At 68.0% G+C, this 12,516-nt stretch carries 10 protein-coding genes; 8 read left to right on the forward strand and 2 right to left on the reverse strand.

Annotation, left to right across the window (positions count from 1 at the left end; all coding sequences use genetic code 11):
* The first annotated feature begins 12 nt into the window (after positions 1–12).
* The 8 genes from ACZ7KI_RS13035 (at position 13) to ACZ7KI_RS13070 (ending at position 11,187) form a co-directional block, all read left to right on the forward strand.
* Positions 13–912 (forward strand): universal stress protein, encoded by a 900-nt coding sequence (locus ACZ7KI_RS13035; protein ID WP_470273344.1) that lies wholly within the window; start codon positions 13–15, stop codon positions 910–912.
* Complete coding sequence (locus tag ACZ7KI_RS13040; protein ID WP_470273345.1) at positions 909–3,299, forward strand: phosphoketolase family protein; 2,391 nt, start codon at positions 909–911, stop codon at positions 3,297–3,299. The genes ACZ7KI_RS13035 and ACZ7KI_RS13040 overlap by 4 nt, the downstream gene beginning before the upstream one ends.
* A complete protein-coding gene (locus ACZ7KI_RS13045; protein WP_470273346.1) occupies positions 3,296–4,387 on the forward strand; it encodes an acetate/propionate family kinase in 1,092 nt (363 codons plus the stop codon). The genes ACZ7KI_RS13040 and ACZ7KI_RS13045 overlap by 4 nt, the downstream gene beginning before the upstream one ends.
* Positions 4,388–5,096: 709 nt before the next feature.
* A complete protein-coding gene (locus ACZ7KI_RS13050; protein ID WP_470273347.1) occupies positions 5,097–6,050 on the forward strand; it encodes an Acg family FMN-binding oxidoreductase in 954 nt (317 codons plus the stop codon).
* A 94-nt stretch (positions 6,051–6,144) separates the two neighbouring features.
* Positions 6,145–8,691: a cation-translocating P-type ATPase gene (locus ACZ7KI_RS13055; RefSeq protein WP_470273348.1), complete on the forward strand. Its 2,547-nt coding sequence runs from the start codon at positions 6,145–6,147 to the stop codon at positions 8,689–8,691.
* A gap of 87 nt (positions 8,692–8,778) precedes the next feature.
* Complete coding sequence (locus tag ACZ7KI_RS13060; protein WP_470273349.1) at positions 8,779–9,684, forward strand: trypsin-like serine peptidase; 906 nt, start codon at positions 8,779–8,781, stop codon at positions 9,682–9,684.
* Between the two features lie 73 nt (positions 9,685–9,757).
* Positions 9,758–10,723 (forward strand): phosphotransferase family protein, encoded by a 966-nt coding sequence (locus ACZ7KI_RS13065; RefSeq protein ID WP_470273350.1) that lies wholly within the window; start codon positions 9,758–9,760, stop codon positions 10,721–10,723.
* The gene (locus tag ACZ7KI_RS13070) at positions 10,720–11,187 is read left to right on the forward strand and encodes a hypothetical protein (protein WP_470273351.1); all 468 of its coding nucleotides are present in this window, start codon (positions 10,720–10,722) and stop codon (positions 11,185–11,187) included. Before ACZ7KI_RS13065 ends, ACZ7KI_RS13070 begins: the two co-directional genes overlap by 4 nt.
* 19 nt (positions 11,188–11,206) lie before the next feature.
* Here ACZ7KI_RS13070 and ACZ7KI_RS13075 read toward each other — a convergent pair whose 3' ends face one another.
* A complete protein-coding gene (locus ACZ7KI_RS13075) occupies positions 11,207–11,422 on the reverse strand; it encodes a DUF397 domain-containing protein (protein WP_470273352.1) in 216 nt (71 codons plus the stop codon).
* The gene (locus ACZ7KI_RS13080; RefSeq protein ID WP_470273353.1) at positions 11,419–12,327 is read right to left on the reverse strand and encodes a helix-turn-helix domain-containing protein; all 909 of its coding nucleotides are present in this window, start codon (positions 12,325–12,327) and stop codon (positions 11,419–11,421) included. Before ACZ7KI_RS13080 ends, ACZ7KI_RS13075 begins: the two co-directional genes overlap by 4 nt.
* Positions 12,328–12,516 lie beyond the last annotated feature (189 nt).

The following is a 12,516-nucleotide window of genomic DNA, read 5'->3' on the forward strand; positions in this document are numbered from 1 at the left end:
GGAGGAGGACCGATGAACACCGCGGGACACAAGATCGTCGTCGGAACCGACGGATCCGAACCCGGACGGGCGGCCGTCCGGTGGGCGGCCTCTCTCGCCGCCGAGCGGGGGTTGGGGCTGTTGATCGTGCACGCTCTCCAAACGGAGCAGCTGGCCTACGGCGGCGGGCTCGCCGGGCCCGCTTCGTGGTTCGACGATCTCGCCGGCCAAGGGCGGCGGTTGCTGGAGGAGGCCGTGGCGGACGCCGAAACGGCCGCTCCCGGTGTTCCGGTGGACACCACCATGCCCCTCGACTCGCCGACACCGTTCTTGATCGAGGCGTCGAAGGCGGCGGCGATGGTGGTGCTCGGCGGCTCGGGCAAAGGTTTCTTCTCGGGCATGGTGATCGGTTCGACGGCGTCGGGCGTGATCGCCCATTCCCACTGTCCGACGGTGGTGCTGCGGGGAAGGAAGGGCAGCACGGACTATCCCGCCGTCGGACCGGTGGTCGTCGGGGTCGACGGGAGCCCGGTGAGCGAACAGGCCGTGGAGACCGCTTTCGAAGAGGCGTCGCGGCGTAGCGCGCCGCTGGTGGCCGTGCACGCGTGGTCGGACGTCACCTACGACGACGTGTACGGCATGGCACGGCTGGTCGCGCAGTGGGAGGACATCGAGGGCGACGAACGCCGTCTGCTCGCGGAACGCCTGGCGGGCTGGCAGGAGAAATACCCTGACGTCACCGTGGAACGCGTACTCGTCCGCGACCGGGCCCGCCACACCTTGCTGGAGTGGAGCGCCAAGGCGCGACTGGTGGTGGTCGGCAGCCGCGGCCGCGGTGGGTTCACCGGGCTGCTGCTCGGCTCGGTCAGCCAGGCGCTGACCCAGCACGCCGAATGCCCCGTGCTGGTGGTCCGGCCGAGGAAGACCCGATGACCGCGCTCGGTGCCCCGGCCAGTCCCGCCGTACTGAATCCGGTGGAACTGTCCCAAGTGGACGCACAGTGGCGGGCGGCGAACTACCTCGCCGCCGGTCAGATCTACCTGATGGACAACCCCCTGCTGACCGAGCCGTTGAAACCGGAGCACGTGAAGCCCCGGCTCCTCGGGCACTGGGGGACCTCACCAGGGCTGAACTTCCTGTACGCGCACCTGAATCGCGCGATCGTGCACCGCGATCTCCAGGCCATGTTCGTCACCGGGCCCGGACACGGTGGTCCCGCGCTGTACGCGCACACCTGGCTGGAAGGCAGCTACTCGGAGGCGTGGCCGGCGGTCACCTACGACGAGGCGGGTCTCCACAAACTGTTCCGGCAGTTTTCCTTCCCCGGCGGGGTTCCCAGCCACGTCGCCCCGGAGGTGCCCGGGTCGATCCACGAAGGCGGCGAGCTGGGTTACTCCCTCGCCCACGCGTACGGCGCGGCGTTCGACAACCCGCACCTCGTCGTCGCCTGCGTGGTCGGCGACGGTGAGGCCGAGACCGGCCCGCTCGCCGCGAGCTGGCAGTCGAGCAAGTTCCTGAATCCGGCACGCGATGGTGCGGTGCTGCCGATCCTGCACCTGAACGGGTACAAGATCGCCAACCCCACCGTATTGTCGAGGATCACCCAGGCGGAACTCGATGAACTGCTGCGCGGCTACGGATACGCCCCGCGCTACGTCGAAGGCGCCGATCCGGAACTCATGCACCAGGCGATGGCGACGGCCTTGGACGGGGCGCTCGACGAGATCGAAGGCATCCAGGTGCGGGCCCGTGCCTCGGGCAGGGCGGCGGAACGGCCACGCTGGCCGATGATCGTCCTGCGCAGCCCCAAGGGCTGGACGGGTCCATCCTTTGTGGACGGAAAGCCGATCGAGGGCACCTGGCGTTCCCACCAGGTACCGGTCACCAACGCCAGAGGGAATCCGGACCATCTGCGGCTGCTGGAGGAGTGGCTTCGTTCCTACCGCCCGGAAACCCTCTTCGACGAAGACGGGCGGCCCTCACCCGAGGTCACCGCCCTCATTCCGCGGGGTGCTCGCCGGATGGGTTCGAGCCCGCACGCCAACGGGGGACTGGTGTTGCGGCCGCTGAACCTGCCGCCGGTGTCCGCGCACGCGGTGCCGGTCGCGCGACCGGGCGCGGCCGTGGCCGAGCCGACCCGGGTACTCGGCCGGTGGTTGCGTGACGTGTTCGCGCTGAACCGCCGTGCGGCGAACTTCCGGTTGTTCGGTCCCGACGAGACGGCGTCCAACCGGCTCGACGCGGTGTTCGAGGAGACCGCCAAGACGTGGCTCGCCGGTGTCGAACCCGTGGACGAGAACCTCGCCGCCGATGGCCGGGTGATGGAGGTGCTGTCGGAACACCTGTGCCAGGGCTGGCTCGAGGGCTACCTGTTGTCGGGCAGGCACGGGCTTTTCTCGTGCTACGAGGCGTTCGTGCACATCGTCGACTCCATGGTCAACCAGCATGTCAAATGGCTCAAGGTGCATCGGGGCATCCCGTGGCGTCGTCCGGTCGCGTCACTGACCTACCTGCTGACGTCGCACGTCTGGCGCCAGGACCACAACGGTTTCTCCCATCAGGACCCGGGATTCGTCGACCATGTCGCGAACAAGAGCGCGGAGGTCGTCCGCGTGTACCTGCCGCCGGACGCGAACACCCTGCTGCATGTCGCCGAGCACTGCCTCCGGAGCCGTGATTACGTCAACGTCATCGTGGCGGGGAAGAACGACAGCCCGGTCTGGCTCGACGACGAACAAGCCGCGATCCACTGTGCCAGGGGTGCCGGGATCTGGGATTGGGCGAGTACGCACCCGGAACAGGAACCGGACGTCGTGCTCGCTTGTGCCGGCGACGCCCCGACCGTCGAGGTGCTGGCCGCGGTGAAACTGCTCCGCGAGCACTTGCCGGGGCTCGCGGTCCGGGTGGTGAACGTGGTGGACCTGATGCGGCTCCAGCCTGCCACGGAACATCCGCACGGAATGGGGGACCGGGAGTTCGACGCCCTGTTCACCGCAGACCGGCCGGTCATCTTCGCCTATCACGGTTATCCGTGGCTCATCCACCGGCTGGCGTACCGGCGCACGAACCATCACAACCTCCATGTGCGTGGCTACATCGAGCAGGGGACCACCACGACGCCGTTCGACATGCTGGTCCTCAACAGCATGGACCGTTTCCAGCTGGTGATCGACGTGATCGACCGGGTGCCCGGCCCGGTCACCGGCTCGGGACTGGTGCGGCAGCGAATGGCCGAGGCACAGGAACGGCACCGGCGCTGGATCGTCGAGCACGGCGAAGACCTGCCGGAGATCCGCGATTGGGCGTGGGAGGACCGATGAGGGTTCTGACGCTGAATCCCGGCTCGTCGAGCCTGAAGGTTTCCCTGGTGCACGACGGTAACCCCGTCGGCTGGGCCGCGTGGCCGCTGACGGACGCCGGAAACGACGCCACGGTGGTGGCACAGGCGCTCGACCGATGGTCCACAGTGGACGCCGTCGCCATCCGCTTCGTGCACGGTGGCTCGAGGACCGGCCCGGAACGGCTCGACGGTTCGGCGCTCGACGCACTCGAGCGGCTCGTCCCGCTGGCACCGCTGCACCAGCCACGGGCGATCGGGCTGGCACGGGCGGTCATCCGGCTGAGGCCGTCGCTTCCGATCGTGGCGGCCTTCGACACCGCGTTCCACGCCGGGTTGCCGGCGGCCGCTGCGAAGTATCCGTTGCCGAAGGCGTGGACCGGACAAGGACGGTTGCGGCGGTACGGGTTCCACGGCCTCTCGTGCCGTCACGCCGCCCGCCGCACCGCCGAACTCCTCGGTGTCACCGCACCCCGGTTGGTGTGCTGTCACCTCGGCGCGGGCGTCTCGGTGACCGCGATCCGTGACGGCCGGAGTGTCGACACGAGTATGGGCTTCACGCCGCTGGAAGGGCCGGCCATGGCCACGAGGTCCGGTTCGGTGGATCCAGGGCTGCTGCTGCACGTCATGCGGACGGCGCCGATGTCGGCCGAGGAGATGGAGGACACGCTCTATCGCCACTCCGGGCTGGCCGGGATGAGCGGTACGGACGGGGATCTGCGTTCGGTGCTCACGCTGGCCGCCACCCTGGATCCCGACGCGGTGACGGCGTTGGAGGTCTACCTGCATCGCATCCGCCGGGAGATCGGCGCGATGGCCGTGGCACTCGACCGGCTGGACGCGATCGTCTTCACCGGCGGGGTCACCGCTCATCAGCCCGAGTTGCTCGGGCGGCTGGCGGAATCCCTCGGTGTGCTGGGGATCGCGGTCGATGCCGCGCGCTGTCTCGGTGAGGGCGATCGGGTCGTCAGTCCCGAAGGAGCGATGGTCACGGCTTTCGCCTTGGACACCGGAGAGGATGTCGAGCTCGCGCGCGACGCCGAGGACGTCCTGGCCACCGTGCGGCTCTGAGCCCGGTAAAGGCGCGTGAAGGCCTCCTTCCCTGCTTTGAGGGTCAGGGTCCCGGCAAAGTCGCATAGCTGCCGACTCAGCCCGGCTCTTGACTGTCCATAAGGGACAATTTAGAGACCAAAGCGCCCGGTTTGGGGCCATTTGCGCGGTTGCGCGAGGAGGTCGTGAGTGATTTGGGTCGTTCTATTGAGAGGTAAGGCAAAGTTGTCGTGACCGACACCCCCGACTGCGCGTTCTCCCGAAGCCACCGCTGCCGACATCTCGGTGAAGACTTCGGGAGCGGGACATGTCCCCAATGCGGCATTGGAGACGCTCAGCGCCCCCAATGCCGCATTGGGGACATCAGGCCGCGGCACGAGCCGATAACGCAAGCAACACGCCACCTTTGCCTTACCCCCCATTAACCCTCATTTACACTCGCGACCCCCACGTGAAGTGCTCACATCGGGTATTGCGTCCGGCGGTGGTGTCCCTTGTGGACGCTCAGGGTGCGGCCGACCAGCCCGGAATCAGGCAGCCACGCACGACCTTCGGATCGCCAAGAGCCGGGTGAGGGCCCTTGCGTGAGCCCGCTCTCGCCGGGATCGAGGACCCTCCCCGTCCCCACGAGGGTGCCGAAGGTCCCGGATGACCGGGGCTCACGGCTCTGCCGTCCGGCGCCGTCCCGCGACAGGCTGGAAGCGTCCACCGATCGGCTAGGAGCCGCACCATGACACCCACCGACTTCCCGGCACTCGCCGCGCTGGAGGCTGCGGTGCGGGCACCGTCGCCGCACAACACCCAGCCCTGGTTCTTCGAGCTGGAGCCGGGTGTGATCGAGGTACATCTCGACGGGGACCGGCTGCTCGGGGTGTGCGATCCCGACGGACGCGAGGCGCGGCTGGCCTGCGGTGCCGCGTTGCTGAACATCGAGCTCACGATCGCGGCCGCCGGACGGCTCGCGGAGACCGAGTTGCTGCCGGACCGCGGCCGCCGTTCGCTGCTGGCCAGGGTCGAGATCGTCGGCCGCCATCGGCCCGGCGCCGAGGAACTGCGCCTCGCCGCCGCGATCCCGCGCCGCTACAGCAACCGCCGGCCGTTCGCCGAGCAGGCCGTGCCGGAGGGAGTACGGACCGCGGTACGGCGAGCCGCCGTCGCCGACGGGGCGGGGCTGGTCCTGGTCGACGAGGTGGGCAAACTGGAGGCGACCGCGGCTCTGATCCGGCGCGCGGATCACGTGCAGACCCAGGACAACGCCTTCCGCGAAGAGCTCCGGGCGTGGACTCGTGGACATGGCCGGGACGACGGGGTGCCCGCGTTCGCCGGTGGCCCGCGTTCGGCGGGCGGGCTCCTGCCGGTCCGGCACTTCCACGACAGCGACGCGCCCCGGCCTTTCGAACAGGATCCGGTCGTCGCGGTACTGACGACCGCCGAGGACGATCCGTCGGCGCAGCTTCGCGCGGGACGGGCCATGCAACGCGCGCTGCTCACCGCGACCACCGCGGGACTGAGCGCCTCGTTCTATTCCCAGCCCATGGAAATCGCGTCCACCCGTGCGGAACTACGCGCGCTGCTCGGCGGGACAGGCTATCCGCAGACCCTTTTCCGGCTGGGACACGGCTTTCCCGGCGTCCCGACCCCGCGCCGTCCACTCGAGACGGTCGTCAGGCAGAAAACCTCGTGACGACGGGGCGCGCACGGCGAACCCGAACCCGCCGAGACCGTGGACACTCGGACGAGGCCACGGTCGTCGCCCGCGCACAAGAGGACGGGAAACGATGACGGGTAACGGGCTCCTCCGGGAAAAAGCGGGACTCACCGACGCCGAGGCGGCGACGGCGTTGCGGCGGGACGGACCCAACGTCCTGCCCGCTCCGAAACGGCGGCACCCGGCTCTCGTACTGGCCGGCCAGCTGGTCCATTTCTTCGCACTCATGCTGTGGGTGGCCGCGGCGCTGGCGCTGATCGCCGGTATGCCCGCCCTCGCCATCGCGATCGCCGTGGTCGTGGTGCTGAACGGGGTGTTCTCCTTCGCGCAGGAATACCGCGCGGACCGCGCGGCCGAACGGCTGCGCGACCTGCTGCCGGTACGGGCCACGGTGCGGCGCGACGGACGGGCGAAGGTGGTGGAGGCGGCGGACCTGGTCGTAGGTGACGTCGTGCTGCTCGAAGCCGGGGACCGGATCTGTGCGGACGGAAGCTTGATCGAGGCCGGGCGGCTTTCGGTGGACGAATCCATGCTGACCGGTGAGAGCCGTCCCGTCCGGTTCGAACCGGGTGGGACGGTGCACGCCGGGACCTATGTCACCGAAGGCCACGCCGCCGCGGTGGTGACCGCCACCGGTGCCCGGTCGCGACTGGCCGGGATCTCCGCGGTCACGGCGAACGCCGTCCGCCCCAAGAGCCCGCTGGCCGCGCAGCTCCACCGGGTGGTCCGGGTCATCGCCCTCGTCGCCGTCGCGGTCGGCTGTGTCTTCTTCGCCGCCGCGCTGGGGTTGGGGCGCACCGGCACGGAGAGTCTCCTGTTCGCGATCGGCGTGACCGTCGCGCTCGTGCCGGAAGGGCTCCTGCCGACCGTCACGCTTTCCCTTGCCCGCGCCGCGCAGAAGATGGCCGGACGCAAGGCATTGGTCCGCCGCCTCGAAGCCGTCGAAACCCTGGGCGCGACGACCTTCATCTGCACCGACAAGACCGGGACGCTGACCAGGAACGAGATGTCGGTCGTGCGGGTGTGGACGCCCGCTGGGACCGTCACCGTGACCGGGGAGGGATACCGGCCCTCCGGTGACCTGACGGGAACACCGGAGGCGCTGGCGGCGGCGACCGTCCTCGCCGGCTCGGCGGCGCGATGCTCACCGGACGCCCACGCGGTCGAGCAGGCAGGCCACTGGCAACCGGTCGGCGATCCGATGGAGGTGGCTCTGCACGTCCTCGCCGCCCGCGCGGGCGCACCGGCCCCGCCTCCGCCGATCGAACGGTATCCGTTCGATCCTCGCCGTCGGCGTTCGTCGGTGAAGGACCGGGACGGAGTGCACGTATCGGGGGCGCCGGACAGCGTTCTCCCGCTGTGCCTGGAAGTCCCGGAAGGAGCGCAGGCCGCGGTCACCGCGATGAGCGAGCAGGGCCTGCGGGTGCTCGCCATCGGCCGCCGCGGCGAAACGTCCACAAAGGATGGTGAGCGCGATCTGGATCTGCTGGGCCTGGTCGGGCTGCAGGATCCGCCGAGGTCGGACGTCGGCGCCGCGATCGCCTCTTGCCGCCGGGCGGGGATCAAGCTGGCGATGATCACCGGCGATCACCCGGGCACCGCCGCCGCCATCGCCGCCGAAGTCGGCCTGCTGGGAAACGAAAAGCTTGTCGTGGAGGGAAAGAACCTGCCCGCCGACGACGCGGAGCTCGGCGAGTTGCTCGACGTGGACGGCGTGGTCGTCGCGAGGGCCGCCCCGGAGGAGAAACTGCGGATCGCCAAGGTCTTGCAGGCCCGCGGTCACGTCGTGGCCATGACCGGGGACGGGGTCAACGACGGACCCGCGCTCCGCACCGCGGACATCGGCATCGCCATGGGGGCGTCGGGAAGCGACGTCGCCCGCGAAGCCGCGGATCTGGTGTTGCTCGACGACCACTTCGGCACCATCGTCTCGGCGATCGAACTCGGCAGGGCCACCTTCGTCAACATCCGCCGGTTCCTCACCTACCACCTGACCGACAACGTCGCGGAGCTGACACCGTTCGTGGTGTGGGCGCTCGCCGGCGGGCAGATTCCGCTCGCGATCACGGTGCTGCAGGTGCTGGCACTCGACATCGGCACGGATCTGCTCCCCGCGGTGGCACTCGGCGCGGAGCCGCCGAACAAGCGGACGATGATCGGTCCGGCGAAGGGCGGTTCACTGATCGACGGCAGGCTGGCCCGTCGTGCCTTCGGCGTGCTCGGACCGGCGGAGGCCGCGATGGCGATGGCCGGGTTCCTGGTCGTACTGCTCGCCGGTGGCTGGTGGTTCGGTGAAGCGCCGGAGGGCGGGCTGCTGGCGGTGGCGTCGGGCACGGCGTTCTCCGCGATCGTGCTCGGCCAGCTCGCCAACGCCTTCGCCTGCCGCAGCGAGGCACGCTGGATCGGCCGTATCGGTGTCCGAGGGAACCCGCTGCTCTGGTACGCGCTCGTGTTCGAACTGGGGATGCTGGCGCTGTTCCTGGTGCTGCCGCCCTTGCCGGGGCTGCTCGGTGGCGCCGTGCCCAGTCCGCTCGGGTGGGTGCTGGCCTTCGCCACCGTGCCGGTGGTCCTGCTGGCCGACACGCTGCACAAGGTCTTCCGGGCGCGAAACCGGTAGCACCTTCACGCGGGCTCGTCCTCTGCCGGGCTCAACTTCGAGCATCCGGCCGAACAACCTTCGTGGCGGTCGGCGCGTCCACTGATCATGAACTTGAAGCTCGCCTTCCGCCGGATCATCGTCTTGACGGCGACTCTTGGCGCCGTCTGCGCGGCCGCCCCGGCGTCGGCGGCTGACGATCAGGTGGCGACTCGGGTGAGTGAGGCCGATCGGGCCGCGGCGTTGGCTTATTGGACTCCGGAGCGGATGCGTCAGTGGGTGGGTGAGGACGAACTGCCGCCCGCGGAGAAGATCGGCCGCGAATGGGAGCGGCCGGTGCCTTCCGGTGTCGGGCGGTTGTTCTTCACCGCGTGGCCGGGTGTCGACGGGTCGTGCACGGCGACCGTGGTTCCCAGTGTCAGCAAGGATGTGGCGCTCACCGCGGGCCACTGCGTCAACGGCGGGTTCGACCGCTACGACAATCCGATCAAGATCGTCAACGTCGTGTTCGTTCCTGGCTACGATCACGGTGAAGCGCCGCACGGGGTGTTCGCGGCGCGTGCGTTCGCCTGGTCCGCGACCTATCCCGGTCCGTCCAGTGGGATCGACGACGACGCGGTGCTCGCCCTGGACCCGGTCGACGGCCGTCATGTCGCCGATGTCGCGGGCACGCAGGACATCTCCTTCGAGGCGCCACCGTCCCCTGTCGGCGCGACGCTTCTCGGCTACCCGGTGTCGAAGGCGGCGGGCGGCGAGGCGTTGTTCTCCTGCTCGCGGCCCGCCGCGCTCGACGTGAACTCGGTCAGCGTTTCGTGGAAGACCGATTGCGACCTCGCCGGTGGTTCCAGCGGTGGCCCATGGCTGCGGGACTTCGATCCCGCCACGGGCAAGGGGACCATTTTCAGTGTCACGAGCCGGGGAACGATGAACGAAGACCTCGTGACCCTGGACCTGAGCGGTGCCGCGCTGAGCGAACCCGTGCGAAAGTTGCTGGAGAGTGCAGGGAGCCTCTGACCCGTGCCGGTGTCGAACACCGGGCAGCCGGATTTCGGGCACAGTGGCCACGAGCGCATGTGAGGATGTTCAGATGTCATCTCGCGCGCGAGCCGTCGATCCGGCGTGCCTCGCTCAGTGGTGCATGGAGCATCTCGGCAGTCCGCCGGCGGCCGAGATCTTCAGCTCTGGGCATCTGTCCGCCGTCATCGGGCTCCGGCTGGCTGACGACCGTGAGGTCGTGGTCAAGGTTCGTCCGGACGCGCCGCGGACAGCGGCCTGCGTCGACGTCCAGCGCCGGATGTTCGAAGCCGGTTATCCGTGCCCCCGGCCGCTCACCGGCGCGGAGCCTTTCGGCGAGGATGTCGCGACCGCGGAGACCTACGTCCCCGGCGGCACCATGCTCCCGAGCGCGGACCGCGCGGCCCAGGCCTTCGCTGAGGCGTTCGCGCGGTTGATCAGGCTCGCCCCGAGGCCTGCCGAGGTGCCCACGCTCGAACCGGCGCCGTCGTGGGCGGCGTGGGATCACGCCGAGGACGGGCTGTGGCCATGTCCGGAGAATCCGGAGGTCGACCTCAACGACGTGGCCGGTCCGGAGTGGATCGACGATACCGGGCGCCGTGCTCGTGACCGGCTCCGAGCCGGCGAGTCCGAGACCGTCATCGGTCACTGCGACTGGCTCGCCGGCAACCTGCGCTGGAGCGGTGACGAGCTACTGGTGGTACACGATTGGGACAGCATGACCGTGGACAGCGAAGCCGTCCTCGTCGGCTTCGCCGCCGCGCTGTATTCGACCGGCAACGTGGACGAGTTGGCGACCGTCGAGGACACGGAGCGATTCCTCGACGCGTATTGCCACGCTCGTGGCCGGGAGTTCAGCGCCGACGAACGTGAGCGGTCGTGGGCGGCAGGCGTCTGGACCAGGGCCTACGACGCCAAATATCAGCACGTGGCCGGGCAGCCCATTACCTCACTATCCGAGAATGAGGCCCGCGAGCGCCTGCGTCGCAGGGAACCGGCGGACGGCCAGGCGAGTGTTCCGGGACTGGAGGAAACATGAGCGACCCGGCCGAGGTGATCGTCTTCCGTGACGACCTCGGCGACTTCGCCGGCGTGGCACCCGATTTCGTCATCCAGTCCGGGGTGCCACCGACGTTCGAATCGCTGACAGTGCAATGGCCGGACGCCGCCGACAGCGAGGAGAAGCGAAGACTGCTGAGGTTCGTGGCCACCGCGACCGGCACAGGCCGGTCGCGTACGGCAAGGCCACTGGGGAAGCTCGAGTCGGAAGCCGAAGGCGACGGGTTGTCGTCGTTCGCGGCGGCGGTCGATGGCGATTCGTGGTGGGCCGGGGACGTGGCCGTGAAGTTCGACGCGGGCGGCTCGACCGAGATGATCTGGTTTCCCGGCAGCGATGGCGTGTTCCTGCACATCGGGGCGGCGGCGGCTTTGCTCGACTTCACGGTGATCCCGGCGCTCCACGAGATCGCCATCGTCCTCGACTGGCGGTTCACGGTGCAGTGAACCGCCCTGCTCTGGGTTGCTATGAAGGTGCTTCGAGCGATTCCAAGAAGGAGCTCCAGATTTTGGGATCGACTTTGATCGTCGGCTGGTCTTCCGTACGGTCTTTGCTGTCGCGCACCAGGATGCGATCGCTAGAGATTTTTACTTCTACGCAGCTGGCTGTCGCGTTTGAATAGCTGCTTTTGAACCATTCTCCTTGGACGCTCGTTGTCGGCGGAAGTGTGGCGTCGTTCAATCTAATTCCCTGGCATATTGGCGAATAAGTTTCAGTGATTGCTGTTCATTCATGGCCTGGCCGAACGCATCACTGTAGGTCAGTGTTATATCGCGGATTTGCAGCGGATCATCGATGATGTCGTATTTTGTGACCGTTTCTTGCCATGCTACGGAGGGTAATCTCGGGTTTTCAAAATCAATCAGGTGTACCGTGGACGCGCCGAAGAGGCCGCACGCTTTCGCGGTGAAGGGGATGATGCGAACCCTTACCGTTTCGGGATGATCTTCGATCATGTTCGCAAGGTAGTCAAGCTGATCGCGAAGGGTGGCCGGGCCGCCAATCTGCTGTCGCAGTGCGGCTTCGCTGATAATGGCCGTAATGTGAAGCGGATCATCGCCTGCGAGCCGCTGCTGCCTCTGCAGGCGGACGTCGACGCGCTGATCGACCTCTACTTGGCGAACAACGACAGATGGTGTCGTGATCGCCCTCGCATAGTCCGCGGTCTGCAACAGTCCTGGAATGATCAGGCTTTCGTAGTCGCGGACACCATGGGCGCCCAGTTCGAGGCCGAACATGCGTTGAATCTCGCTGTCAAGGAAGCTGGAGTACTTCGTCCACCAGCCTCGTCCCTTGGCCATGTGCCGTAAATCAAGTAGCTCCTGTCGCTCGCTGTCGTCGAACTCGAGAAGCGTCAGAAGCCTTTCCAGGCTCTCTTGGGACAGAATTTTGCGTTCGTTTTCCACGGCGGACCAGTAGTTGCGCGAGAAGCCCAGTGTGGCGGTGATGGTCTTGACGTCGATGTTCAGTTGGTCGCGGCGTTCGCGGAGTCGAAGCGCGAGCTCCCATGCCGCGACCACGGGAGATGTCGGTTTTGGCACTTCCCCTCCCTTCCGGTCGACACCTTCGTGCATGAGCTGGTTCACGTGCATGGTTACAGTAACCACACGATAGACCGGGCACTGTAGCCGGTGAGCGTAACCCCACTCTAACGTTCAAAGCGACCTGGCAAGCTGACCGCCCAGTCAAGCCGCATGTCGTGGTTTCAAGGGCCCATCGAGAGCCCAGTCCGCGCTCCGTGACCGGGACCCCCGCGCCTGGCTTTTCGGCGGTGT

This window comes from Amycolatopsis sp. NPDC039088 (assembly GCF_055598845.1).

Excerpts from the sequence above, each read along its gene's own strand:
- ACZ7KI_RS13035 (WP_470273344.1), top strand. The coding sequence starts at position 13 with ATGAACACCGCGGGACACAAGATCGTCGTCGGAACCGACGGATCCGAA.
- ACZ7KI_RS13040 (WP_470273345.1), top strand. The coding sequence starts at position 909 with ATGACCGCGCTCGGTGCCCCGGCCAGTCCCGCCGTACTGAATCCGGTG.
- ACZ7KI_RS13045 (WP_470273346.1), top strand. The coding sequence starts at position 3,296 with ATGAGGGTTCTGACGCTGAATCCCGGCTCGTCGAGCCTGAAGGTTTCC.
- ACZ7KI_RS13050 (WP_470273347.1), top strand. The coding sequence starts at position 5,097 with ATGACACCCACCGACTTCCCGGCACTCGCCGCGCTGGAGGCTGCGGTG.
- ACZ7KI_RS13055 (WP_470273348.1), top strand. The coding sequence starts at position 6,145 with ATGACGGGTAACGGGCTCCTCCGGGAAAAAGCGGGACTCACCGACGCC.
- ACZ7KI_RS13060 (WP_470273349.1), top strand. The coding sequence starts at position 8,779 with ATGAACTTGAAGCTCGCCTTCCGCCGGATCATCGTCTTGACGGCGACT.
- ACZ7KI_RS13065 (WP_470273350.1), top strand. The coding sequence starts at position 9,758 with ATGTCATCTCGCGCGCGAGCCGTCGATCCGGCGTGCCTCGCTCAGTGG.
- ACZ7KI_RS13070 (WP_470273351.1), top strand. The coding sequence starts at position 10,720 with ATGAGCGACCCGGCCGAGGTGATCGTCTTCCGTGACGACCTCGGCGAC.